Genomic DNA, 23208 nt, shown 5'->3' with positions numbered 1-23208 from the left:
AGAATTTTTATCTCGTTTGATAGGGATAACAATACCATGGTCTCCTTCTCAAAACAAGCAGGTTTGCGTTTTTTAATTGAATTGCTGCGCTTTTTTAAAATATTACTACAATATCATACAATTCCTTTTTAAAAAATCCATGTATCTTTTTTCAAATTTCTTTTTTCTCCCTTCATTTACATACAAAACCTCACCATTGTGCATCTCCACTTTCTCTCCCTTTACGCTCCTTACATACAGCATGTTAATGATATTATGCCTGTTGATTCTCACAAACCGGTCTTTTGGAAGCCTTTTTTCCTCTTCATCTAGCTTTGCCCTGATCCGCATCCGGTCATTTATTGTTACCACGCTGGTTTTTCTGTAATAGGATTCCAAATAAAGAATATCCCAGATATCCAGAATGCAGGACTGGCCGTTAAAGAATACAGAATATTTTGTTTGATGCAGGTTTATGTTCCCTTTTGGATAAATTACAATTATATCATACGCGGAACACTCCAACGTCAGAAAACATCCCTCCTTTATGGTGAAATAATCAGCCTTTGGCAGGCTGTTCCAGGCGCCGGAACAGACTTTTTCCGGCACCGGCGTCTGTTTTTCATTTGTAAAAAAGGCAATCCTCATTTCCAGTTCCCCCATATCCACTCATTCACTCATGGACCATAATGTCCCGCACCTTATAGAACGATTTCCAATAAAGCTTATAACGCAAAAACAAAAGAGATCGTATGGACAGCGAATAATTACGCTGTTTTTCCTCAAACTAAAAGAAGAGATTGCTAAAAAGACTGCCGGAAGGAGAATGTGAAATGAAATCAGAAAAAAAGGAAAGCAAAAAGAAGGCGGAATCAACCACCTCAAAGAACAATTATGACATCGACATTCAGGCCTGCTCTACCATGGACTGCACAGGACTTATTCCCTCGGCTCCCCAGTCAGAGGCCGAACTGGAATCATATGAAGATCTTTATCCCTACATGCCCCATGCAAAGAGCAAGAACGCAGATAAGGGCTGAGAAAATGAAATGAAAATAAGAAGGCCCTTCAAATGAGGCCTTCTTATTTACTGTTCTTACCTTAACGAAGCCGGAATTTACTCATTAATTCCCGCAGGCTTTCCGACTGGCTGGAAAGTTCCTCGCTGGCCGCAGCGCTCTGCTCTGCGGTAGCGGAGTTGTTCTGAACTACGGAAGATATCTGCTCGATTCCAAAAGTCACCTGGGTAACCTTGTCGCTTTGCTCCTTTAATTCCTCAGCGGACTCTCTGATTGCGGAAACCATTCCCTTGGTTTCAGAAAGAACTCCATTCAAGGTTTCCCCTGTGGACGCCGCAATGCCGGTTCCCTTATTAACTGCTGCAATGGTGTCTGCAACCAGGCTGGAGGTATCCTTTGCCGCATTGGCGCTCTTGCCTGCAAGATTGCGGACCTCATCTGCAACAACTGCAAAGCCTTTTCCCGCTTCACCTGCCCTGGCCGCTTCTACGGCAGCATTCAGAGCAAGAATATTGGTCTGGAAGGCAATGTCTTCAATGAGCTTATTGACCTTTTCGATCTCCTTGGACTTTTTATTGATCTGATCCATGGACTGCATCATTTCGTGCATTTGGGCATTGCCGCTCTCCATGGCCTGTCCGACACGTCCTGCCTGCTTATTCACATCTTCCACGGCCTTTGCAGTGCTCATAAGGCTGTTTGATATCTCATTTACTGAGGAAGATAATTCCTCTACAGAAGCCGCCTGTTCCACAGCGCCCTGGCTTAAGTTCTGTGCTCCCTGGGATACCTGTGCACTGCCCTTTGCCACTTCATCTGCAGAGATACTTATGGTTTCCATAGTCTTAGAAAGTAAATCTTCCGCTCTGTCAATGGAATCCTGGATCACCTTAAAATCTCCCTGGAATTCCATTCCAACGGACCGGCTGAAATCTCCTGCTGCGATATTTCCCAATACGGAGGCAATCTCAGTGATATAGGACTTCACACTGTGCACGGAGCTGGTGATCTCATCAGCAAGCTGGCCGATCTCATCCCTCCGTTTTACCACAGGTACCTCACTGGACAAATCTCCTTCTGTAAACAATTTCATTCTTGCTGCAATGGCTGATACCGGCCCTGCAATGGATCCTGCAAACCAAAATGCCAGGAAGCAGCCCACAACCACTGACACAAGAGCAAACACGCTCATGGCAAAAACTACAAGATAGATGGAAGAGGTGGTTTCCTTTACTGGGGCTACCACTCCCAGAGCCCAGCCGTCGCTGCCTGTTACCGGACTGTAATAGCAAAAACGGTCATCTCCCATGTATTCATATTTGCCGATCCCCGCTTTCCCATTCAGCATGGTCTGATACATGCCACCGACAGAAGCATAGGATTTATCGGTCTTTGCAAGCTCAATATAGTTCTGGCGGTCAAGAACCTGTTCCGGTGTTCTGCTGGCGATTTTGGTTCCTGTATTGTCGATGATAAAGGCATTGCCGCTTTCTGCAATCCGCAGGTCACCGATGAGGCCGCTTAAAATTAAACCGTCATAAGTTCCCAGAAGAACCCCATATTCATAAGGAGCTGCAACGCGGATCACCAGTTCATTGTTGGCATCATATTCCGTGGTGGAAATGGTGGTCTCGCCATTCATGGCTCTTGTTAAGTAATCAGAATCCGGATATTTCTCTCCGATGTTCTCTCCGCTTGCGCTGCGGGTGATGGTACCGTCTTTGTTGATTACTTCAAGATCTTTGTACCCGTAAAGCTTACACTGATTGGAAAGGTATTCCGTCACAACTCGGGAATTGATGGATTTTAAGCTTCCACCCTGAGAGCTGGCTTCAATGCTCAGCTTCATCTGATTCAAATTCTGCACGACCAGACTGTTTACAAGCTTACCCGTTGATTCAAGATCACTTTTCACAACATCTGTAATTCCTTTGTAACTGACTGAAATACTGATCACCATATTGGTCACAGCCAATCCCAAAATAATTGCGATGATGAATACCAGCATTTTCATCTTCAGTGATTTCAGAAATGTACTTTTACTTCCTTTTTTCTCCAGCTTTACTTTTTTCGTCGTCAGTAACGCCTTCAGGTTTCGTTTCTTTTCCCCCGATGTCTTCATTGCCTTATGCTCCTCGTCTTTGGTAAATGTAAACCATAACACTTTGCTCATGGTTTTTCTCATTATACAATATTTTGTAACCATTTGTCAACGCATCCAGAAAATGACAGAGATTTTTGTCGAATTTTCGTAAAAAAGAAATTGTAATTCGGTATATTTTCTTTTTTCTTCTATCAGAAATTCACAAACAAAAAGAAAAACAGCCTCTTCCTGATCTGCAGCTGCCCACTGCAAGCCGAAGGAAGGGGCTGATATTTTTTAAGCTCTGTGTCTCTTTATTGTTTTATTTTATTTTAAACCTGTTTTTATTATATGATGAACCTGCGGTTCATCATATCCTGATTACACGCCGGAATAAGCAGAGAATCCGCCGTCAATGGGCAGTACCACGCCGGTAATAAAGCCAGCTGCTTCATTATTTAAGAAAAATAATAAGGCACCGTTTAATTCCTCCGCTTCCCCAAAACGTCCCATTGGAGTTGCAGACAAGATTTTGTTGGTTCTTGGCGTAGGGGTACCGTCTTCATCAAACAAAAGCTTCTCATTCTGCTTGGTTACAAAAAAGCCCGGTGCGATTGCATTTACGCGGATGCCCACCTTGGAAAAATGAACAGCCAGCCACTGAGTGAAGTTGCTGATGGCAGCCTTTGCTCCGCTGTATGCCGGAATCTTGGTAAGAGGAGTAAATGCATTCATGGAAGAAATATTCAAAATGCTGCAGCCTTCTCTTCCAATCATATCCTTTGCAAAGATCTGGCATGGAAGCAAAGTTCCGAGGAAGTTCAAGTTGAAAACGAATTCAACGCCGGACTGATCTAAGTCAAAAAAGGATTTTGTATCCGCCTCAATGTCTCCCATTTCAAAGTATTCCTTATCCGTATTAGCTCTTGCGTTGTTGCCGCCTGCTCCGTTGATCAGGATATCACAGGGGCCAAGCTCAGCCAAAACCTTTGCATGGACTTCCTCAAGGCTTGTGCGCTCCAGAACATTAACCTTATAAGCCTTTGCCTTGCCGCCTGCTTCATTAATAGATACAGCAACTTCTTCTGCCGCGCTTTCGTTCAAATCCAGAACAGCCACCTTTGCGCCTGCTTGTGCGAGAGTTTTTGCGAACATGCCGCACAATACTCCGCCTGCTCCTGTTACAACTGCTACCTTGCCGCTTAAATCCGTTCCAAATGATAATGCCATATGATTTCCCTCTTTCCTATTTGCTCATTTTTTCAATGGCTTCCCAAAGACCATTTAAATAGGTTGCTCCAAGAGCCCTGTCATAAAGCCCGTAACCGGCCCGGCCTGTTTCTCCCCAGATCATTCGGCCGTGGTCCGGACGCATATAGCCATCAAAGCCATTGTCATGAAGAGCCTTTAAAATAGCAAACATATCAAGAGAACCGCATGATGACAAATGAGCCCTCTCTTCAAAGCCCTGATTGTCCTCCAAAACGGCCACGTTTCTTGCATGGACAAAATGAATGCGTCCCATAGCCGCATATTTGGCAGCCATTTTCACCACGTCGTTTTGATTGGAGCAGCCTAAGGAACCGGTACAAAGGGTGATTCCATTGTGCTTATCATCCACCAGCTTTAAGAAACGGTCTAAGTTCTCTTCGCAGGTAATAATTCTTGGAAGACCGAAAATGCTCCAGCAGGGATCATCCTCATGAATCGCCATATATACGCCGCATTCTGATGCCACAGGAATAATTGCTTCTAAGAAATATTTTAAATTATCCCAAAGGTCATCCTCTGACATGGCATTGTACTGGCTGACCACCTGCTTTAACTCATCCCTTGTGTAGCTGGAATCCCAGCCCGGAAGGGTCAAGTCGCTTTCGCTTTCCAGAGGATTTACCTTGTCCACCTGATCCTGGTAATAAACCAAAGAAGTAGAACCATCCTCCAATACATGATCCAGCTGGGTCCTGGTCCAGTCAAACACCGGCATAAAGTTATAGCAGATGCACTTGATCCCTGCTTCCGCCACCCGCCTGATGTTCTCGCAATAATTTTCAATGTATTTGTCCCTGGATGGCTTTCCTAATTTAATATCCTCATGAACCGGAATGCTTTCAATCACTTCAAACGCCAGCCCGGCTGCTTCTGTTTCCTCTTTCAAGTGGGCAATGCTTTCCCGGCTCCACACCTCTCCGACTGGAACATCGTAAACAGCCGTTACGATGGAATACATGCCTGGAATCTGGCGGATGTTCTGTAAGGTTACCTTGTCATCGTCTCCATACCATCTGAATGATAATTTCATAAAATGCCTCCTTTGCAATTCAATAATAGGGGTTTTCTTTTCCTGACTTATGATTCCAGTATATACAAAACAAAGGAGTATTACCATGGATTTATTTGCCGTTCACATTGCAAAACTTGCGGTTATATTCTATAATGTAACTTATCTGAACTTGCTACGCAAGTGAGGATAAAAGGGGCGTTCTTTGCCCCGTCCATCCGATTATGAAAACAGCCTTTTGTTTTCATAATATAGTTATCTGATCTTGCTACGCAAGTGAGGATAAAAGGGGCGTTCTTTGCCCCGTCCATCCGATTATGAAAACAGCCTTTTGTTTTCATAATATCATTGAGGCATTAGAATAACGGGAAAGAGGATTTTCAAATGAAAAAGGAATTGTCTACCGGCTTTAATGAGCGGCAGTATATGAATTCAGGAGAATTTGAAGTGTTTTTTTACAAGGATCTGGACCTGGATCATGTGGTCGACCACAGCCATTCTTATTATGAAGTGTATTTTTTCTTAAACGGGGACGTGTCCTATGAGGTAGAAGGGACCCAGTACCTTTTGCAGTACGGGGATTATCTGCTGATTCCACCTGAGGTGAAGCACCATCCCATTTTTCATTCCACTGGGAAAACCTATCAGCGAATTGTTCTATGGATCAGCCGGTACTATTATGAAACCATGTGTTCCTGGTCAGAAGATTTCTCTTACAGCTTCCGCTATGTGTCGGAAAGTAAGCACTACCACTTCCGCACAGATTTTGTCACATTCCAGAACATCCAGGGGCGCCTTCTGGATTTGCTGGAGGAGATCCACGGAAATAAGGCATTCCATCAGCTGAATGCACAGCTGCAGATTCATTCCTTTATGCTGCTGTTAAACCGGATCACTTACGACATGCTCCATCAGGTCCCCGCTGCCTATGAAAATGTGCTTTATCTGAATATTTGTGATTATATTAACAACCATTTGGAGGAAAATCTCTCTCTTGACCATCTGGCATCCTTTTTCTATGCCAGCAAATATCACATTTCCCACGTGTTTAAGGACAATATGGGAATTTCCCTTCACCAGTACATCTTAAAAAAACGGCTTCAGGCAAGTAAAAACGGGATCCTCTCCGGCCTCCCCTTTGGGGAATTGTACCATCAATACGGTTTTTCGGATTATACCAGCTTTTACAGGGCCTTTAAAAAAGAATTCGGCCTTTCTCCCAAAGAATTCCGGGAGCAGGCCGTACTTCCAAAAGGATACTGATTCCGCCTCTTTTTGTTTTAGCGGAAGACTCCCTGAATGAGAACCATGTAGAGAGCCGTTCCCACGCCAATACTTAACAGGGAATTTCCCTTCCACAAATGAAGGGCAGCAATAGCCACGATGGCAAGAAGCTCCGGAAGTCCATGAGGATAGGAAAGAAATTGAAGCCCTCTTAAGCAGTAAACCACCAAAAGACCAATGGTGGCATATGGAAGGGTTTTTCCCAGATAAAGGATGTATTTCGGTGTCTTTTTCCCTGCCGGAAACAATAAGAAGGGAAGAAAACGGGTGATCACGGTAGCCAGCACCATGACCGCTGCAAGAAGGCCGTTGGCTGCTATATTCTGGTTCAAGACTGTTCCTCCTTTTTCTTTTCCATAAAATATCCGGCTGTAATGATTGTCAGAATGAGGATCATGGCCGGAACGATGAAAACACTCTGTCCAAGGACCGCCACACAAAGGGCTGAGGCACATACGCCCACACAGGCGGACGGGCGCCCCTTTCCTGATTTCCACTGGTCAATAAAGATCACCACAAAAAGAGCTGTCAGGGCAAAGTCCATTCCTGCCGTATTAAAGCTTATCATGGTCCCTGCAAAAGCGCCTGCCACTGCTCCTGTCACCCAGTACAGCTGATCCAGGATGGATACGAAAAAATAAACCCAGTATTTTGAAATGCCCTCAGGCACCTCCTCATTACACAGGACGGAAAACGTTTCATCCGTTAAAGCAAATATGAGATATGGCTTCAGTTTTCCCGCATCCTTATATTTGTCCAGCATGGAAAGCCCATAAAATAAATGCCTGGCATTGAGCATTAAGGACATAAAAAAAGCGTACCACGGATTCACTGCCGCCACAAAAAATGTGATTCCAAGATACTGCAGGCTTCCCGCATAGACAAACACGCTGATAACCAGCGCCCACCAGATCCCATATCCGTTGACATTCATTAGTATTCCATATGCTGCCCCTAAAACCAGATAACCGGCCAGCACAGGCATTGTTTTGGGAAATGCATATCGAAGGGCAGCCAGTTTTTTTGTTTCACTCATCCTAATCGTTCCTTTGTACGTCATCTTTGTCTTGCATTTTTTAAGTATATTGTTTACTATATTAATGCACAAAAGTGACTTTGTCAACGATGAGAAACAGGAGTTAAGCACATGAATCTTGATCATATATATGAATCCTGCTGCCTCTGCCCCAGAAACTGCAGGGTAAACCGCCATATAAACACCGGCTTTTGCGGATGCGGTGCTACCATAAAGGCGGCCCGTGCCGCACTCCATCACTGGGAGGAGCCCTGTATCAGCGGAAGCAGGGGAAGCGGCACCGTATTTTTTTCCGGCTGTACTCTTGGCTGCTGTTTTTGCCAGAATTATTCCATCAGTCAGGAGAATTTCGGAAAAGAAATTACAAACGAAGAGCTTTCCCATATCTTTTTACGGCTTCAGGAGGAAGGCGCCCACAATATTAACCTGGTCACTGCCACCCAGTATCTTCCCTCCATTTTAAAAGCCCTGGATCTTGTAAAGTCCAAACTTACCATACCGGTGGTCTATAACTGCGGCGGCTATGAGTCGGAAGAGATCGTAAAAGAACTGGCTTCCTATGTGGATGTTTGGCTTCCTGATTTAAAATATTTCAGCTCTGAGCTTTCCTCCCGCTACAGCAAGGCTCCCGATTATTTTGCTGCGGCTTCAAAGGCTGTAAAGCAGATGATCCGACAGACTGGAGCTCCCCGTTTTGATACCCACGGAAACATTATGAAAAAGGGAGTCATCATACGCCATATGGTGCTTCCAGGCGCAAAGGATGATTCCATCCGCCTTCTTCAATGGATGAAGGAGGAACTGCCGGAGGGAATGTATTACATCAGTCTTATGAGCCAATATACCCCATTCTATCAAAGTGGAAGCTTTCCGGAAATCAACCGGAGAATCACTTCTTATGAATACGGAAAAGTGGTGGATGAAGCCATCAGACTTGGACTGGATCAGGGATTTATGCAGGAAAAAAGCAGCGCAAAAGAAGAATACACGCCGCCATTTGATTTAGAAGGAATTCATTAATAAAAACACAGATAGAAACGGATACCGATTTTCATTTACCTGCCATCGATACCCGTTTCTATATTATCTCATCCATTGGTCTTGATACCTCATTTCTCTCTCATGTCTGTTCCTTGTACATGGTACACGTCTTTAACATGATCTATATTAATTTTTCCGCTCTCCGTTGCTATACACCAGATCCATGGACTACTTTCCATCTCTTAACTGTTATCTCTCTTGCCGTGTCCCAAAATTTACTTTGTTCGACCTCTGGAATCTCATACAGTTTTTCCTTGCCATGAATTCAATCTTTTTCGTTAATCATTCTTTATGATCATGCTTTATAGATTGGCTTTTAACATCGGCAGATTGGTTTTCCTTTTGCTTCATCTATTATTTATATAAATGAAGCGAAACTGCTCTTTCTGGTGGAGTGTACCTCCTTTCGTTAAATTTTGTTACCTTTTGTATTTCTCTTTGTTATGGCTTCATTATAGCGTACAAGCTTTGTTTTGTCAATACTATTTTTCATTATTTTACATATTAATTGTTAATTTTCAAATTGTATATAATTAATTAGAATATATATTTATTTTTCCAGCGTTGTTTTAAAATATTTTTTTGCTTTTATTCGAAAATTATATACTTTTGATGTGTTTTTGTAAAAAAAAACAGAACCATTTTTATAAGACCCATTGTAAATTCCGGCATAAAATGCCATGGAATTTAACTACATGGTATCTGATTCAAGGCCAGCTCCATAAGCAGATTGCCCTCATCAGTCCGGCCGAAAGACCACCTGCACGCTGCCGCTTCCAAGTGCATCAACCAAGCCTGTTATATCTTCAGTACAGCCAATCCTTGTATAGCTATAGGAAGTAGGGAAACTTTCATAGAACAGAACCAGGCAGTCAGGACCGTACAGCATGATATCACCTGCTTTGATATCTTCCACACGCTCTTCCGAAACAGGGAATTCTTCCGAAAAATAATAGTATTTTTCATTTCCATTCAGTTCATCCATGGTTAAGGAAAGGGGCAGCCTTTCCAGCAATGCATGAGCTGAGGCATTGTCATAAAGATCAGCTGTAAAACTTTTATCTCCAATTTGAATGGTTATCTCCGGCCCTTCCCGGAAATCTTTACTTTGCAGGGAAGGACCTTCCGGAAGGGTGTAAAAACCTCCGGCAAAAATGATCATGCAGACTGCCGACAGCAATACAAAAATTGTTTTTTGCATTTTGTTCTCCCTTTCATCTCTGAATTTAAAGGGCCTTTCCCATCTCATAGGCTTCCCCAAGTGCAGGATTATCCTGTATGTCCCCGGTATAAGTCACGTTTAAGCCACGCACCACGCCCTTTAGTTTTGCTTTATCAAAGCAGTTGATCCAGCCCTCAAGACCCCTGTCCGCTCATTTCGTAAAAATAAATCGGCGTTGCAAACGCGACTCCTCCTTTATGTCAATATTCCTGAGAACCTTTGCAGGAACACCTCCCACAATGGTATTTGCAGGAACATCCTTTGTCACTACCGCTCCGGCGGCAATGACCGCTCCGTCTCCGATCGTCACTCCGGGAAGGACCGTTGCGTTGGAGCCGATCCACACATTTTCTCCAATTACAATGGGCGCCGGATGCAGGGTGCTCCGCTTCTTGGGCGCAAGATCGTGATTAAGGGTTGCCATCACCACATTATGCCCGATCAGTGCACCGTCTCCAATGGAAATGCCTCCCTGATCCTGAAACCTGCAGCCAGAATTGATAAAGACATTTTTTCCTATGGTGATGTTCTTCCCGCAATCAGAGGTAAAGGGAGGGAACATGGTAAAAGATTCGTCCACCGGCTTTCCGGTCAGTCTTGATATTAAGCTGCGGATTTCCTCCGGCGTGCGGTAGGCGCTGTTTAGCTCCGCCGTAATTTTCATCGCTTCATTGCTCACATGATGCATATAAAGATGGGCCTCCGATCCGCCGGCAACGGGACGTCCGCAATTCATATGTTCTAAAAATTCATGTAATTCCATTTGATATCTCCCTTCTCCTCTCAAGTCTGCTTTGGGTTTTATTATAAAATGAAATATATGGAATAGCAAATACTTATAAAGAATACGCTTCCATAGTTTACAGGAATACTTAAAAGGATTATACTATTACCATACTATTATTAAAATGCACTGGGAGGAAGGAATTGATGGAGCTACGGGTTTTACGTTATTTTCTGACAGTAGTAAGAGAAAAAAACATTACAGGAGCGGCGAAAGCCCTGAATGTCACACAGCCCACCCTTTCAAAACAACTGATGGAATTGGAAGAGAGCCTGGGTAAGAAACTGTTCGTCCGGGGTAATCGTACGATCACATTAACAGAAGAAGGAATGCTGCTTTACAGACGGGCACAGGAGATCATTGATTTAGCAGATAAAACAGAATCAGAATTCAGGGGAAGTGATGAAGTCATCAGCGGGGATATCTGCATCGGCGGCGCTGAAACAGATGCCATGCGTCTCACAGCCAAAACAATAAAAAAACTGCAGAACGAATATCCCCATATCCAGTATCATCTGTTCAGTGGAAATGCCGATGATGTAACGGAACGCCTTGATAAAGGCTTACTGGACTTCGGCATTCTCATCGAACCGGCTGATATTAAAAAATATGATTATCTCCGGCTCCCGGCAACGGACACATGGGGCTTGCTGATGAAAAAGGACAGTCCTCTGGCTGCCTTAGAAATGATCAGGCCTGAAAATCTGCGGAACATCCCACTGCTCTGCTCCAAACAGACCCTTGTGAAAAATGAAATATCAGGATGGCTTCGGGATGATTATGATAAGCTGAATATTGTTGCGACCTATAATCTGATTTACAATGCCTCACTCATGGTAGAGGAAGGGGTGGGATATGCCCTGTGCCTGGACAAGCTGGTAAACACAACCGGCTCCAGCAGCCTTTGTTTCAGGCCATTGGAGCCGGGATTGGAAGCCAATCTGGACATCGTATGGAAAAAATATCAGGTATTTTCAAAAGCTGCTGAAAAATTCTTAGAAAAACTCCAAGAGGAAATTAACGCCGTCTCTTAGTATGTACACTTTATTTACGCGTCTTTCAGTCCTCTCTCAAACGGAAGCCTTGTACCAGTTCACGCAAAAGCTGCGCCTGCTGGGATAATTCCTCACTGGAAGCCGCACTCTCTTCTGCGGCGGCAGCATTGTTCTGGACTACGGATGAAATCCTTCCAAGCTCCATTGTCACCTCTTCTACGGATTTTGCTTCCTGAGATGCGATGGAGGAGATGGAGTCCACCGAATCCACTGCCAGAGCAGAATCCTCCAAAACCTTCATCATGGACTGAACAGTTTCATCTAATATCTCATTGCCCTTTTCCACGGCATTTATGGAGTCCCTGATCAGTGCCGTGGTATTCTTTGCTGCCTCTGAGCTTTTCGCAGCCAGATTCCGGACTTCACCGGCAACCACTGCGAATCCTCTTCCGGACTCTCCTGCCCTTGCAGCCTCAATTGCCGCATTTAAAGCCAGGATATTGGTCTGGAATGCAATATCTTCAATTACCTTAATGATTTTTCCGATCTCCCCGGAGGAAGCATGAATCTCATTCATGGCACTGGAAAGATTCTGCATGGACATGTCGCAGCTTACCACCTCAGTTCCGGTTTGCTGGACCTGTAAGGAAACTTCTCCCGCCTTTTCAGCCAGACGCCTGACCTTTTCCGCAACCTGGCTGATGGAGCCGGCCAGCATTTCAACGGTCTTTTCCTGCTCCTCCGCACCGTTTGCCAGCAGCTGGGAGCCGCTTGCAACCTGTCCGGAGCTTACCGCCACCTGGGCGGCAGCCTGATTGACTTCATTCATTACGGAATTCAAATTCATGACAATCTGCTTTACTGCTGTTTCAAGCTGGGAAAAGTCTCCCTTAAGGCCCAGCTCCACATTAAAGTCCAGATGGTTGTCCGCAACCTCCCTAAGAGCAAAGGATATGCGGTCGATTACCTCTTTTAAGTTTACTGTCATCCGTTCAAAGGAAGCGGCCACAAGACCGATTTCATCGTTGGATTCCACGTCAACTAAAACACCTAAATCTCCTTCTGCGATCTTGCCGGCAGCTGCCACGATCTTATGGATGGGTTTTAACTGCCTGCTTATGACAAATGTTATAATGAAAAGAATAATGATCATGGCAATGATGGAAATAACGGTCATTAAGGTGGACATCCGGTCTGCTTCATGGTTCATATCACCGGCTTCCACCGCTGTAACGGAATACCAGCTGGAACCGTTCAGATGAATGGGCTCAAAGAAATAATATGTATCCCCTTTCCTGGCTGAATCAACGGTATAAAAATCGGAACCGGAAGCAATTCCCTCCTCTATCCCCTCCTTGCACGCTCCGCTTTCCACAAAATCAGAAACATTGGTGCCCACAAGCCCGCTGCCTGTGCTTTCAGAAATAATGGTTCCCGATTCATTTAAAATAAAGGTCTGCATGCTTGGATAAGAGGAACCTGCCGTCTTCATCTGGCTGAAACGGTCCAGACTTACATCAACTGCCACCACGCACAAAACCCTGTCATTAACAATCACGGGCATTGCCATGGTAATGATCTTCATTCCATTGGATTCGTAGGGCAGCGTAATGACCTGGGCCTTTTGCTCCATCACCTTTACAAAATAATCCGTGGCAGAATAATCCTCATACAGTCCGCAGTCCTTGACCGCCCCATCCTTGCCTGCATACAGGCCATAGCTCCGGGCCGCAGAGCTCATGGCATACTGTTCGAACAGGATGCCCACTCCTACAATATCTTCGGAGTAGAGAACAGAGGACTTGATGGTCGTCAGCATATAGTCCTCCATCTTCATACCGTAGCTGTCCATTGTAACATTATCAAATACCTGGCTCTTATAAAGCGGCTCGGCCGAAGGGCCTGACTTGATCCGCAGCCCCTGGAGAACCTTTCTGTTTGCTGCTGAATTCTCAAGATAATACGTAATATTGTCCGATACCTGACTTGCTTCGTCCAGCGTCTGCTGGATCACCTTTCCGTTCTCCGATGCCAGGGTCTTTAACTCCCTGAAAGCGGACTGTTTCATTGCATTCCTTGTCATCCTTGAGGTCGTCCCGATCAAAGCAGCGAAAACCACCACCAGCATAACTCCTGCAATACATGCGATCTTAGTTGAAAGATGATGTTTTCCTATCCCCTTCTTCTTTAACCAAGATTTTCCTTTGTCCCCTGAACCACGAATCCTCCATTTTCTGAAAAACTGTTCCTTCATAGCATAATCCCCCTCCGTAAGTTACAAGCTTTATGGGAATTATACCATATTTTACCAAAATGTAAAACATCATTTGTATTTTTTTTGGAACATATTTACAATTTTTAAATCTGTAACCAACAAACCTCCAATTTAGCCTTTCTGGACCGCAGCAGAATCAAATCCTGCGATCTTCATGAACTCTTCTCCCGTTATAGTTTCCCGTTCCAGAAGATATTCGGCGATCTCATGAAGCCGCTTCTCATGATCCTTAAGAATCTTTAAGGCCTTCTGATGCTGCTCTTTTACGATTGTAATTACGGCCTCATCGATCCGTTTCGCGGTTTCAGGGGAACAGGCAAGAGCGGTGTCTCCGCCCAGATACTGATTGGTTACAGTTTCAAGGGCAACCATATCAAATTCATCGCTCATGCCGTAACGTGTAACCATGGCTCTGGCTATCCTGGTGGCCTGCTCAATGTCATTGGCAGCCCCGCTGGTGACTGTGTTAAATACCAGTTCTTCAGCCGCCCTTCCACCGGTAAAGGTGGCGATCTTACTTAAGGCAGCCTCTTTTGTTAAAAGGTAACGTTCTTCCTCATCTACCTGCATGGTATATCCGAGAGCGCCTGAGGTCCTTGGAATAATGGTGATCTTGTGGACCGGTGCGGAATTATTCTGACAGGCAGCGACCAGCGCATGCCCCACCTCATGATAAGCAATGATCTTTCTTTCCCTGCCGCTTACAGAAGAGTCCTTTTTCTGGTATCCGGCGATCACCACCTCTACGCTTTCCTCTAAATCTCTCTGGGTCACGGTCTTTCTGCCCAGACGGACTGCCCGAAGGGCTGCTTCATTGACGATATTGGCAAGCTCTGCACCGCTGGACCCGGCAGTAGCAAGGGCCACCCCGCGAAAATCCACATCATCAGAGAGTTTTACATTTTTTCCGTGTACCTTTAATATGGCCTCCCGTCCGTTTAAGTCGGGAAGCTCCACAGGAATCCTGCGGTCAAAACGACCCGGTCTTAACAGAGCCTTATCCAGGGAATCCGGACGGTTGGTGGCTGCCAATATAACGACGCCTTTTCTTCCGTCAAATCCATCCATTTCAGCCAAAAGCTGATTTAAGGTCTGTTCCCGCTCGTCGTTTCCTGTAAAGCCGCCTCCGTCACGTTTCTTGCCTATGGTATCAATTTCATCGATGAATACGATACAGGGCGCTTTTTCACTGGCCTGCTTAAATAAATCCCTGACCTTTGCAGCTCCCATGCCCACAAACATTTCCACAAATTCCGAACCTGATATGGAAAAGAACGGTACATGAGCTTCTCCTGCCACTGCCCTGGCGAGCAGTGTCTTACCGGTTCCGGGAGGGCCTACCAACAAGGCTCCCTTTGGAAGGGAGGCCCCGATATCCGCATATTTCTGAGGATTATGAAGAAAATCCACGATCTCCTTTAAAGCTTCTTTTGCTTCCTCCTGTCCGGCCACATCCCGGAAGGTCTTTCCTGTTTCAGATTCCGCATAGATTTTGGGGCTGGATTTTCCAAAGGTCATGGCATTGCCGCCGCCCATCCTCTTTTGCATCTGTCCTGATAAAAAATTTCCCAGGAACACAAAGATCAAAATGGGAATGATCCAGGTGAGCAAAAAGGAAAACACAGGGGACATTTGTTCCACAATGGTCTTTTCAAAAGAAACGTCATGGGCAATGAGCCTTTCAGTCAATGTATCATCGGGCCATAAACCGGTCTTATACACATCGTATACAGGCTTGCCTTCCCAATCCTTTTTTCCGGTATCAGATTTAAACTGAATCTCTGTTTCCGTCTTTGCCACTGCCTGGACCTTCCCCTGGTCCACCATTTCCAGAAACGTGCTGTAAGGGACCTCTGTCACGGTTTTTGACTGAAGCCAGGGAACCGTCATAGCATTAAATATTATCATGACCAACAGGACAATGACATAATAATAAATAAATGATTTTTTTGGATTCTTTTGCGAATTACTGTCATCTTTCAAACCCATATTACTCCTCCTTTTATTCTTCCGTTACTCCCTGAGAATTGATTTTACAAATTCCTCTGCGTCCTTAAAATCCTGCTCGTTGGGATGCAGCATCCCATCTTCATATGCGGCTATTAAGGTCCTGATCTGGGGAGTATCATGAATCGCCTGCATCTGCCTGTACTTTTCAAGAATCTGGGGAGCCATCTTTCCTCCGCACATAAAGCAGCCAAGATACTCATTATCATCTGGCAGAAAAACAGCCACCTGTTTTTCCACTTGTTTATAATATTCTTTATTTCCGGAAAGCCCGCAGGTTCCAAACAGAGCCACCCGTTTGCCATGTAAATCGGAAAGAAAGTCCAGCACTTCTGTCTTGCAGGTTCCACGATTGTTCCAGAACCCTACAAAATACGTATCCGCTTCCTCTCCATGAAGCTCCTCCAGGCTGACAATATCCTTGGATTTTCCGGGAAGTGTTTCAAAAATTTTCATAGCTACCTTCTGGGTATTTCCAGTTTTGCTTGTATACACAACTAAATAGTCCATACATTCAGCCTCCTATGAGATTAAAATATACCAAACTCGGTTATTTATCAATAGATTCCGTAAAATGTTAATACAATTTATGTAACTTTTAGAATCTATATGGCAAAGTTTATGAACATCAGGCATAAATTTGAGATGGAATTATTTTTCAATTTTAGTTTGTAAACACCGCGCTCCGCTTCATGGAACACCAATTAGATGTGCAGGCATATCCGCTTGCTTTGCCTGTATACGAAAATGAAAAAGCTTTGGAACCACTGTTTTTCAGTCATTCCAAAGCCTTATTTTTGTTGTTTTAAAAAAGAATCCCAGCCCCTTCTTTTATGATGCCGCAGGTTTTTTCAATATCTTCATCTTTATGAGCCGCAGACAGAAACAGGATTTCAAACTGGGATGGAGCCGTATAAATGCCATGCTCTAACAGATAATGAAAAAATTTGCCATATTTGACCGTATCAGAAGCCAGGGCAGTATCATAATCAACTACCGGATTTTTTGTAAAAAATACGCTGAAAAGAGAGCCTGCCTGATTCACCCAGGTTTCCGGAAGGGCTTCCCTCAAGGCTTTTACAAGTCTTCCCGCCTTTTCTTCCAGGGAAGGATAAATTTCCGGCCGCTCCATCAGGGTCCTGATGGTGGCAATTCCGGCAGCTGTTGCAATGGGATTGCCGGAAAGAGTACCGGCCTGGTAAACCTTTCCCAAAGGAGAAACCACTTCCATGATCTCCTTTTTCCCTCCGTACACTCCCATGGGCATACCGCCTCCTGCAATCTTTCCCAAAGTTGTCAAGTCGGGAACAACGCCATAATATCCTTGTGCTCCTCCCAGCCCCAATCGAAAACCGGTAATGACCTCGTCAAAAATGAGAAGCGCTCCGTATTTTAATGTGATTTCCCTTAAAAATTCCAGGAAACCTGGTTTTGGCGGTACAAGTCCCATATTGGCTGCAACCGGCTCCACCACCAGTGCCCCAATGTCATCTGGAAATTCCGCAAACAGTTTTTTTACGGAATCTTCATCATTATATTGGGCAAGCAGGGTGTGTTCTGTATAGGAGGCCGGTACTCCGGCACTGTCCGGTGCGGAACCTGTCAAAGCCCCGGAACCGGCCTTTACCAAAAGGCCGTCGGAATGGCCATGGTAGCAGCCCTTGAATTTGATGATCTTATCCTTTCCCGTATATCCTCTTGCCGCACGGATTGCACTCATAACAGCCTCTGTTCCTGAGCTGACCATCCGCATCATTTCCATCGAAGGGATACACTCCCTGATAAGGGTTCCAAGCAACAGCTCTTTTCTGGTAGGCGCTCCAAAGGATAAGCCGTCAAGGCAGGCCTCTCTCACCGCTTCCACTACTGGCCCGCAGCCATGTCCAAGAATGCAGGGCCCCCAGGAATTCACATAATCAATGTATTCGTTTCCATCCTCATCATAAATACGGGAGCCTGACGCCCGCTTTACAAAGACCGGGGTTCCTCCAACGGAACCAAACCCACGTACCGGACTGTTGACTCCGCCCGGAAAATACTCCCTTGATTTTACAAATAATGCCTTGGATTCTTCTATTTTCATTTTGACTGACTCCTTTTCTCTTTCCAATCCACTTCGCTGCCTGATTCGGTTAAATATAATTATTTAATGCCCAGACGCATACGGTAACAAAAGTCCGCCTCCATCACCTCACCGGCAAACAAACATTGTATTGTCTCAACATATTCATCCAGGGCACTCTCAATCAGATATGGTTTATGCTGGATGATACTCTGGAGTCCGCTTTGGCTTAATGTCATATTAATAAATCGTTTTGCATCACACAGCTCCCTGTTTGCAAAAACAATTTCTCTTTGATGCCGAAAGTAACCGCTGTCTTTTATATGGGAAAGATGTTTATTTTTATCCCATCTTATAAAACGATCTTTCAAATCCACATATTCTTCCTCCAGGCAGCTGACTTTATAAAACAACTGCTTGTGGGCAACCTCTGCTTCCCATTTGCAGACCGGCGGCCAGTCGTAATCGACAGCAGCAAATATGCCGCCGGTCTTTAAAATTCGGTTTACTTCTGAAAGAGTTAATTCAGGATTCATCCAATGAAAAGACTGGGAACATATAACAACATCGGCGCAATTTCCGCTCAGTCCTGTCTCATGGGCAAAAGCCTTTTTAAACGAAATTCCACTATCCGCTTTTTTACTGGCAGCCAGGAACATCTCATCGCCTGGTTCAATACCGATAACAGCGTTGCAATGGTTTTTCCATACAATAGTTGACAGGCCCGAACCGCAGCCTAAATCAACTACAACATCTGCTCTTTTATTTAAATATTTTGTTATGATTTCGATCGGATATTCTGGCATTCCCGGTCTTGCCTGATCATAGACATCCACAAATCCTAAAAAGCGATTTTTATTCTTTATTGATGCATCCAATCGATCACCTCCTTTTTATATAAACAATTACCACTTCAATCAGCCATAATTTCCTATTTCCAATCCCGGCAGATGGCTTCCGCTATTCCCTGGATGCTGCAGACCCCGGCAATGATATCCGCCTTCCTCCCATGATCCATAAGAGCTTTTGCTGTAATGTCCCCGATACAGACCACTTTGAGGCCTGCCAGGGCTTCCCTTGTTTCCTCATCTGCCTCCCGGAAAAAAGCTTCCACACCGGAAGCGCTTGAAAAGGTCAGATAGTCCAAATTCTTTAAGGCTTCGGTCCTGTTTTCCGCCTTTAAGCCTGCCAGGGCCACATCATAGAGCACGATGTCATCATAAGAGCCCCCGGTTTCATCAAGAATCTCATTCAATTCCTTAGAGCCTCTAAAGGATCTGGGGATGAGAAGCCTGTCCTCCCCGGAAATTAAGCCTTTTAAACCAACGGCCAGATCCTGCACCTGATATTTCTCCGGTATGTAATCCGCAGAAAAACCGTACCGCAGCAATTCATCGGCTGTTCCCTTTCCAACCGCGGCAAATTTCACATGCCCAACCGCCCGGAAATCATACCCCCATTCCAGAAGCCCCCGGAAAAATTCCCGCACTCCATTGGCACTGGTAAATACGATCCAGGTATAGGATTGCAGCTTTTCATATGCTTCCTTCATTTTCTCTCCCTTCCGGCGGGACTGGATCAAAAGGCCGAGAATACATTCCGATACCCCTCCAAGGGATTCCAGCTGTTTTCTCAGCCTGACCGTAAAGGAACCTGTTCCTGTCACTCCGATCCGGCACCCCTCCAGGGGCTGTTTTAACGTAGAAGAAAAATCAAGGGAAGCCACCTCTCCCACCACAATAATCGCAGGACTTTCTATTCCGGCCGCCAGCGCCCTTTCCTCAATATTCTTTAAAGTCCCGCGAAGGACCCTTTGTCCGGGAAGGGTTCCGCTTTCAATGACTGCAGCCGGGGTTTCCGACCCTTTCCCCTGCTTTAAAAGTCCTTTGACGATGAGAGACAGATTTCCAAGGCCCATGAGAAAAACCAAGGTACCGGAAAGCCTGGCAAACTCAGCAAAATCAGCAGGAAGCTCCCCTTCTTCTGAAAGGGTGTGTCCGGTCATAACATGAAAGCTCCTGCTGACCGCCCGGTGGGTCACCGGGATCCCGGCGCTTGCAAGGGCCGCCACCGCAGAGGTGACTCCCGATACCACCTCATAGGGGATCCCGGCTTTAGAAAGGGCTATAATCTCCTCTCCACCCCGTCCAAACACAAAGGGATCACCGCCCTTTAGCCTTACAACAGAAAGGCCCTCCCTTGCCAGCTCCACCAGAAGCCGGTTGATCTCCTCCTGCTTCATGGAATGATGTCCGGCGCGTTTTCCTACATGGATTTTCCGGCATTGATCCGGCACCTCATCAAGAAGGCGGGGAGAAGCAAGGGAATCATAAACCACTGCATCGCATATCCGCAGCCTTGACAATCCCTTTTCCGTAATAAACCCCGGATCTCCGGGACCGGCCCCTACCAGATAGACGGCTCCTGTTTTCTTCATAGCATCCTCCTTTTTTACGAAAGGCCTTCGGCTGCCAGCCGCGCCAGCTCATCCAGTTCCCCTGATCCTCCCCGCAGATGGATCCGCTTTATCTCTTCCCCTCTCCTGCTGATTCCTAAGACTTCCACTTCTTTGCCTTTGACCCTGGAATACACGCCGATAGGCTCATGGCATCCGGCATTCAGCAGCTTTAAGATCTTCCGTTCCAAGGCAAGGCACATCCTGGCTTCCTCATCTTCAAGAGGCTTTACCACTGCCTCAAGGCCCGATTCCAGCCGTCCTTCCACAGCAAGTATTCCCTGGCCCCCGGCCGGAATAAAGGACTCACAGTCAAAGCAGTGGTAATCGTAACGGCTGTCCTCCCAAAGCCCCAGCCGTTTTAATCCGGCAGCAGCCAGAATGATGCCGTCAAAAGAGCCTTCCATGAGCTTTGAAAGCCTGGTGGTCACATTACCCCTTAAATTTTCGCAGCGCACCAAAGCTTCCGGCCACATGGTCTTTCCCATTTCCTCTATCTGGAGCTTTCTTCTTAAGCTGGAAGTGCCGATGACGATTTCCTTTTTCCCAGAAAGGCCGCTGGAAGCAGGTGTCACCAGTACATCTCTGGGATCTCCTCTTTCCAATACAGCCACAATCCCCAGGCCCTCCTCCAGCTCCATGGGAAGATCCTTGGCGCTGTGGACCGCAAAATCGATTTCTCCCTGCAGAAGGGCCTGCTCAAATTCCGCCACAAACACGCCTTTTCCTCCAAATTCCAGAAGGGGCTTATCAAGGATCCTGTCCCCTTCCGTCTGCTTTAGCACCAGTTCTGCCGGAAGGCCGGTACCTGCTTTTGCAAGGGCCTCCACCACCAGGTTTGCCTGGGCCACAGCTAAAGCGCTTCTTCTTGTTCCGATGCGAATAATCTTATTTTTCATGCTCCGCCAGCTTCCTTTCTATCAGTTCTTCTGCCTGTTCTCTGGTAAAGCCTCCCTGACGGATTCCTTCTTCTGCCATGGCTTTGAATATTGACCTTCTGACAGGCTGGGAATCGACCCTTTCCCTGACCATGTCCCGGTATGAGCCAAGCTGCTTTGCCAGGCAGCCAGATCCTTTGGGAATGACGTTTTTAAACTTATTTTTTAAATACCGGGCAAGGACCGGAGAATTTCCTCCCGTGGATATTCCCACCGTGATATCCTCATCCTTAATGAGTGCCGGGAAAATAAAACTGCATTCTTCCTGCACATCCGCCACATTGACCGGAATCTTCCGCTCCCTGCACCAGATGGATATCTGCCTGTTTAACTCTGCATCTGAGGTTCCGGCTATCACAAAATCCGAATCATCCAAATCTGATTCTTCAAATTTCCGGCATTTCCATGTGAGCCTTCCCCCGCTTTTCTTTGCAAGCTCCTCCATCTTAAGACTTACCCGGGGAGCCACGACCACTATATCCGGGCCATACTCCATCAATGCCGCGGCCTTCCGGAAAGCGACCGCTCCTCCCCCTGCTATGAGGCATTTTTTTCCTTCAATATCAACAAAAAACGGGAAATAGGCCACGTCATCCCTCCTTAATCCAGTGTTCCAGGCCATCCAGAGTTTTAAGCACCACCTTCAGCTCCTCGCTGGAAACGTGGTCCCTGACCTCATACAAAAGCGTGTCCAGAGGTTTTCCGGAAAATACTTCCCGAAGCTCTTTCATTCTCCGGATATATGGATGGAATAACACTTCTTTAATGGCCCCATCCAGTTCCTCTTCCATGATCACCTTTGCCCTGTCCAGTTCCTTTAGCTTTATTTCCGTGTTATTCTTTGAAAGTGTTTCAAAATAATCAATATCGTAAAGGGTCAGCCCTTCCATTTCCCCGATCTCCGGGTCCATATCCACAGGAACTGCCACATCTATGAACAGCCGTTTTTTTCCCGGATTCACCTGTTCCGACAATTCTTTACATGTTACGGTATAATGAGGCCCCAGGGTGGCACTGATGACAATATCCATTTCATCCATGTACTGATAGCGGTCCTTGTAATCCACGACCCGCACCCGGTCCTCTTTCACCTCCAGCATCAAACCGGAATTATGGCTTCTGACCGTGCCGGTGACCTGGATGCCAGGCTTGCTTAAAATATTTTTTGTTATGGTATTGCCCATCTTGCCGGTCATACCGATCACCATCACATGCTTATCCCCGTCTTCTTTTTCAAAGCGGAATACCTCATTGGCCACAAGGGTCGCAACGGAAAGAGGTGTTCTGGATAAATTGGTATCCGTCTTGATCCGTTTGGCACAGGTCACCGCCCTTTGGAACAGCACATTCATTTCATAATCCGCCGATCCCTGATCCTTAGAAGCCTGATAAGCCTCCTTTACCTGCCCTAAAATCTCATCCTCTCCCAAAACCATGGAATCAAATCCGCAGGCTACCTTAAACAGATGTCCGATGGCGCTTTCCCCGCTGTAAATATTTAAGTATTTCAGCAGCTCCTCCAGGCGGATCCCCTTAAAATCAGCCGCCTCCCGCTGCAGTTCTCCCATGGCCTGCTTTGTTCCTGAAACGTAAATCTCACTGCGGTTGCAGGTACAAAGTACGACCACACCGGTCACCGCTTCCTTCTTCATCAGCCGTTTCATAAATTCTGTCTTTTCTTTTTCACTGAAGGCAAACCGTTCCCGGATATTCACAGAGGCCTTTTTATGGCTTACACTCATACAAT

Annotated in this window: 21 protein-coding genes; 4 read left to right on the top strand and 17 right to left on the bottom strand. The window is 45.8% G+C overall.

Features of this window, described 5'->3' with window-relative positions:
- Positions 1-105: 105 nt before the first annotated feature.
- On the bottom strand, positions 106-627 hold the full coding sequence (locus K401_RS0117110; RefSeq protein WP_024294093.1) for a LytR/AlgR family response regulator transcription factor: 522 nt from the start codon (positions 625-627) through the stop codon (positions 106-108).
- 185 nt (positions 628-812) lie between these two features.
- Between K401_RS0117110 and K401_RS31310 the strand changes: the two genes are divergently transcribed.
- Positions 813-1019 carry a hypothetical protein gene (locus K401_RS31310; RefSeq protein ID WP_024294092.1) on the top strand — a complete coding sequence of 69 codons (207 nt, stop codon included), beginning with the start codon at positions 813-815 and terminating at the stop codon, positions 1017-1019.
- Positions 1020-1080: 61 nt separating this feature from the next.
- Here K401_RS31310 and K401_RS0117100 read toward each other — a convergent pair whose 3' ends face one another.
- The 3 genes from K401_RS0117100 to uxuA all read right to left on the bottom strand — a co-directional run bounded on the left by K401_RS0117100 (position 1081) and on the right by uxuA (position 5383).
- On the bottom strand, positions 1081-3171 hold the full coding sequence (locus K401_RS0117100; RefSeq protein WP_024294091.1) for a methyl-accepting chemotaxis protein: 2091 nt from the start codon (positions 3169-3171) through the stop codon (positions 1081-1083).
- Between the two features lie 291 nt (positions 3172-3462).
- Positions 3463-4311, bottom strand: coding sequence for an SDR family oxidoreductase (locus K401_RS0117095; RefSeq protein WP_024294090.1), 849 nt, complete (start codon positions 4309-4311; stop codon positions 3463-3465).
- A gap of 16 nt (positions 4312-4327) precedes the next feature.
- Positions 4328-5383 (bottom strand): mannonate dehydratase, encoded by a 1056-nt coding sequence (gene uxuA / locus K401_RS0117090; protein ID WP_024294089.1) that lies wholly within the window; start codon positions 5381-5383, stop codon positions 4328-4330.
- Between the two features lie 363 nt (positions 5384-5746).
- On the opposite strand from uxuA, the gene K401_RS0117085 reads away from it, so the two are divergent.
- The gene (locus tag K401_RS0117085) at positions 5747-6625 is read left to right on the top strand and encodes a helix-turn-helix transcriptional regulator (RefSeq protein WP_024294088.1); all 879 of its coding nucleotides are present in this window, start codon (positions 5747-5749) and stop codon (positions 6623-6625) included.
- 17 nt (positions 6626-6642) lie between these two features.
- Here the strand turns inward: K401_RS0117085 and K401_RS0117080 are convergent, their stop codons facing one another.
- Together K401_RS0117080 and K401_RS0117075 are read right to left on the bottom strand one after the other, a co-directional pair.
- A complete protein-coding gene (locus K401_RS0117080; protein ID WP_024294087.1) occupies positions 6643-6978 on the bottom strand; it encodes a branched-chain amino acid transporter permease in 336 nt (111 codons plus the stop codon).
- Entirely contained in the window at positions 6975-7682 is a 708-nt protein-coding gene (locus K401_RS0117075; RefSeq protein ID WP_024294086.1) for an AzlC family ABC transporter permease, read from the bottom strand. The genes K401_RS0117080 and K401_RS0117075 overlap by 4 nt, the downstream gene beginning before the upstream one ends.
- Before the next feature lie 111 nt (positions 7683-7793).
- On the opposite strand from K401_RS0117075, the gene K401_RS0117070 reads away from it, so the two are divergent.
- Positions 7794-8702, top strand: coding sequence for a radical SAM protein (locus K401_RS0117070; protein ID WP_024294085.1), 909 nt, complete (start codon positions 7794-7796; stop codon positions 8700-8702).
- 760 nt (positions 8703-9462) lie between these two features.
- On the opposite strand, the gene K401_RS0117060 is transcribed toward K401_RS0117070, so the two are convergent.
- Both K401_RS0117060 and K401_RS0117055 read right to left on the bottom strand, forming a co-directional pair.
- Positions 9463-9924, bottom strand: coding sequence for a cyclophilin-like fold protein (locus tag K401_RS0117060; protein ID WP_242842318.1), 462 nt, complete (start codon positions 9922-9924; stop codon positions 9463-9465).
- Positions 9925-10096: 172 nt separating this feature from the next.
- On the bottom strand, positions 10097-10708 hold the full coding sequence (locus K401_RS0117055; RefSeq protein ID WP_024294083.1) for a sugar O-acetyltransferase: 612 nt from the start codon (positions 10706-10708) through the stop codon (positions 10097-10099).
- Between the two features lie 167 nt (positions 10709-10875).
- Here K401_RS0117055 and K401_RS0117050 point away from each other — a divergent pair, with 167 nt between their 5' ends.
- Complete coding sequence (locus K401_RS0117050; RefSeq protein ID WP_024294082.1) at positions 10876-11763, top strand: LysR family transcriptional regulator; 888 nt, start codon at positions 10876-10878, stop codon at positions 11761-11763.
- A 25-nt stretch (positions 11764-11788) separates the two neighbouring features.
- Here K401_RS0117050 and K401_RS0117045 read toward each other — a convergent pair whose 3' ends face one another.
- The 9 genes from K401_RS0117045 to hemA all read right to left on the bottom strand — a co-directional run bounded on the left by K401_RS0117045 (position 11789) and on the right by hemA (position 23203).
- On the bottom strand, positions 11789-13978 hold the full coding sequence (locus K401_RS0117045; RefSeq protein WP_024294081.1) for a methyl-accepting chemotaxis protein: 2190 nt from the start codon (positions 13976-13978) through the stop codon (positions 11789-11791).
- A 132-nt stretch (positions 13979-14110) separates the two neighbouring features.
- Positions 14111-15988 (bottom strand): ATP-dependent zinc metalloprotease FtsH, encoded by a 1878-nt coding sequence (gene ftsH, locus K401_RS0117040; protein ID WP_024294080.1) that lies wholly within the window; start codon positions 15986-15988, stop codon positions 14111-14113.
- Positions 15989-16012: 24 nt separating this feature from the next.
- Positions 16013-16516: a flavodoxin family protein BilS gene (gene bilS, locus K401_RS0117035; protein ID WP_024294079.1), complete on the bottom strand. Its 504-nt coding sequence runs from the start codon at positions 16514-16516 to the stop codon at positions 16013-16015.
- Positions 16517-16811: 295 nt separating this feature from the next.
- A complete protein-coding gene (gene hemL, locus K401_RS0117030) occupies positions 16812-18089 on the bottom strand; it encodes a glutamate-1-semialdehyde 2,1-aminomutase (protein ID WP_024294078.1) in 1278 nt (425 codons plus the stop codon).
- 59 nt (positions 18090-18148) lie between these two features.
- Positions 18149-18946, bottom strand: coding sequence for a class I SAM-dependent methyltransferase (locus K401_RS0117025; RefSeq protein ID WP_024294077.1), 798 nt, complete (start codon positions 18944-18946; stop codon positions 18149-18151).
- Positions 18947-18999: 53 nt separating this feature from the next.
- Positions 19000-20505, bottom strand: coding sequence for a uroporphyrinogen-III C-methyltransferase (gene cobA, locus K401_RS0117020; protein WP_024294076.1), 1506 nt, complete (start codon positions 20503-20505; stop codon positions 19000-19002).
- Between the two features lie 14 nt (positions 20506-20519).
- A complete protein-coding gene (gene hemC, locus K401_RS0117015) occupies positions 20520-21422 on the bottom strand; it encodes a hydroxymethylbilane synthase (protein WP_024294075.1) in 903 nt (300 codons plus the stop codon).
- A complete protein-coding gene (locus K401_RS0117010; protein WP_024294074.1) occupies positions 21412-22050 on the bottom strand; it encodes a precorrin-2 dehydrogenase/sirohydrochlorin ferrochelatase family protein in 639 nt (212 codons plus the stop codon). The genes hemC and K401_RS0117010 overlap by 11 nt, the downstream gene beginning before the upstream one ends.
- 1 nt (position 22051) lies before the next feature.
- Positions 22052-23203, bottom strand: coding sequence for a glutamyl-tRNA reductase (gene hemA / locus K401_RS0117005; RefSeq protein ID WP_242842317.1), 1152 nt, complete (start codon positions 23201-23203; stop codon positions 22052-22054).
- Positions 23204-23208: the final 5 nt, after the last annotated feature.

This window comes from Lacrimispora indolis DSM 755 (genome assembly GCF_000526995.1).
Classification (GTDB): Bacteria; Bacillota; Clostridia; order Lachnospirales; family Lachnospiraceae; genus Lacrimispora; species Lacrimispora indolis.
The sequence above is the reverse complement of the archived record's forward strand: the minus strand, read 5'-3'. Positions and strand labels throughout refer to the sequence as shown.

Excerpts from the sequence above, each read along its gene's own strand:
- K401_RS0117075 (WP_024294086.1), bottom strand. The coding sequence starts at position 7,682 with ATGAGTGAAACAAAAAAACTGGCTGCCCTTCGATATGCATTTCCCAAA.
- K401_RS31310 (WP_024294092.1), top strand. The coding sequence starts at position 813 with ATGAAATCAGAAAAAAAGGAAAGCAAAAAGAAGGCGGAATCAACCACC.
- uxuA (WP_024294089.1), bottom strand. The coding sequence starts at position 5,383 with ATGAAATTATCATTCAGATGGTATGGAGACGATGACAAGGTAACCTTA.
- K401_RS0117045 (WP_024294081.1), bottom strand. The coding sequence starts at position 13,978 with ATGAAGGAACAGTTTTTCAGAAAATGGAGGATTCGTGGTTCAGGGGAC.
- K401_RS0117055 (WP_024294083.1), bottom strand. The coding sequence starts at position 10,708 with ATGGAATTACATGAATTTTTAGAACATATGAATTGCGGACGTCCCGTT.
- K401_RS0117060 (WP_242842318.1), bottom strand. The coding sequence starts at position 9,924 with ATGCAAAAAACAATTTTTGTATTGCTGTCGGCAGTCTGCATGATCATT.
- ftsH (WP_024294080.1), bottom strand. The coding sequence starts at position 15,988 with ATGGGTTTGAAAGATGACAGTAATTCGCAAAAGAATCCAAAAAAATCA.
- hemA (WP_242842317.1), bottom strand. The coding sequence starts at position 23,203 with ATGAGTGTAAGCCATAAAAAGGCCTCTGTGAATATCCGGGAACGGTTT.
- K401_RS0117070 (WP_024294085.1), top strand. The coding sequence starts at position 7,794 with ATGAATCTTGATCATATATATGAATCCTGCTGCCTCTGCCCCAGAAAC.
- hemC (WP_024294075.1), bottom strand. The coding sequence starts at position 21,422 with ATGAAAAATAAGATTATTCGCATCGGAACAAGAAGAAGCGCTTTAGCT.
- K401_RS0117100 (WP_024294091.1), bottom strand. The coding sequence starts at position 3,171 with ATGAGCAAAGTGTTATGGTTTACATTTACCAAAGACGAGGAGCATAAG.
- K401_RS0117085 (WP_024294088.1), top strand. The coding sequence starts at position 5,747 with ATGAAAAAGGAATTGTCTACCGGCTTTAATGAGCGGCAGTATATGAAT.
- hemL (WP_024294078.1), bottom strand. The coding sequence starts at position 18,089 with ATGAAAATAGAAGAATCCAAGGCATTATTTGTAAAATCAAGGGAGTAT.
- bilS (WP_024294079.1), bottom strand. The coding sequence starts at position 16,516 with ATGGACTATTTAGTTGTGTATACAAGCAAAACTGGAAATACCCAGAAG.
- K401_RS0117110 (WP_024294093.1), bottom strand. The coding sequence starts at position 627 with ATGAGGATTGCCTTTTTTACAAATGAAAAACAGACGCCGGTGCCGGAA.
- K401_RS0117095 (WP_024294090.1), bottom strand. The coding sequence starts at position 4,311 with ATGGCATTATCATTTGGAACGGATTTAAGCGGCAAGGTAGCAGTTGTA.
- cobA (WP_024294076.1), bottom strand. The coding sequence starts at position 20,505 with ATGAAGAAAACAGGAGCCGTCTATCTGGTAGGGGCCGGTCCCGGAGAT.
- K401_RS0117050 (WP_024294082.1), top strand. The coding sequence starts at position 10,876 with ATGGAGCTACGGGTTTTACGTTATTTTCTGACAGTAGTAAGAGAAAAA.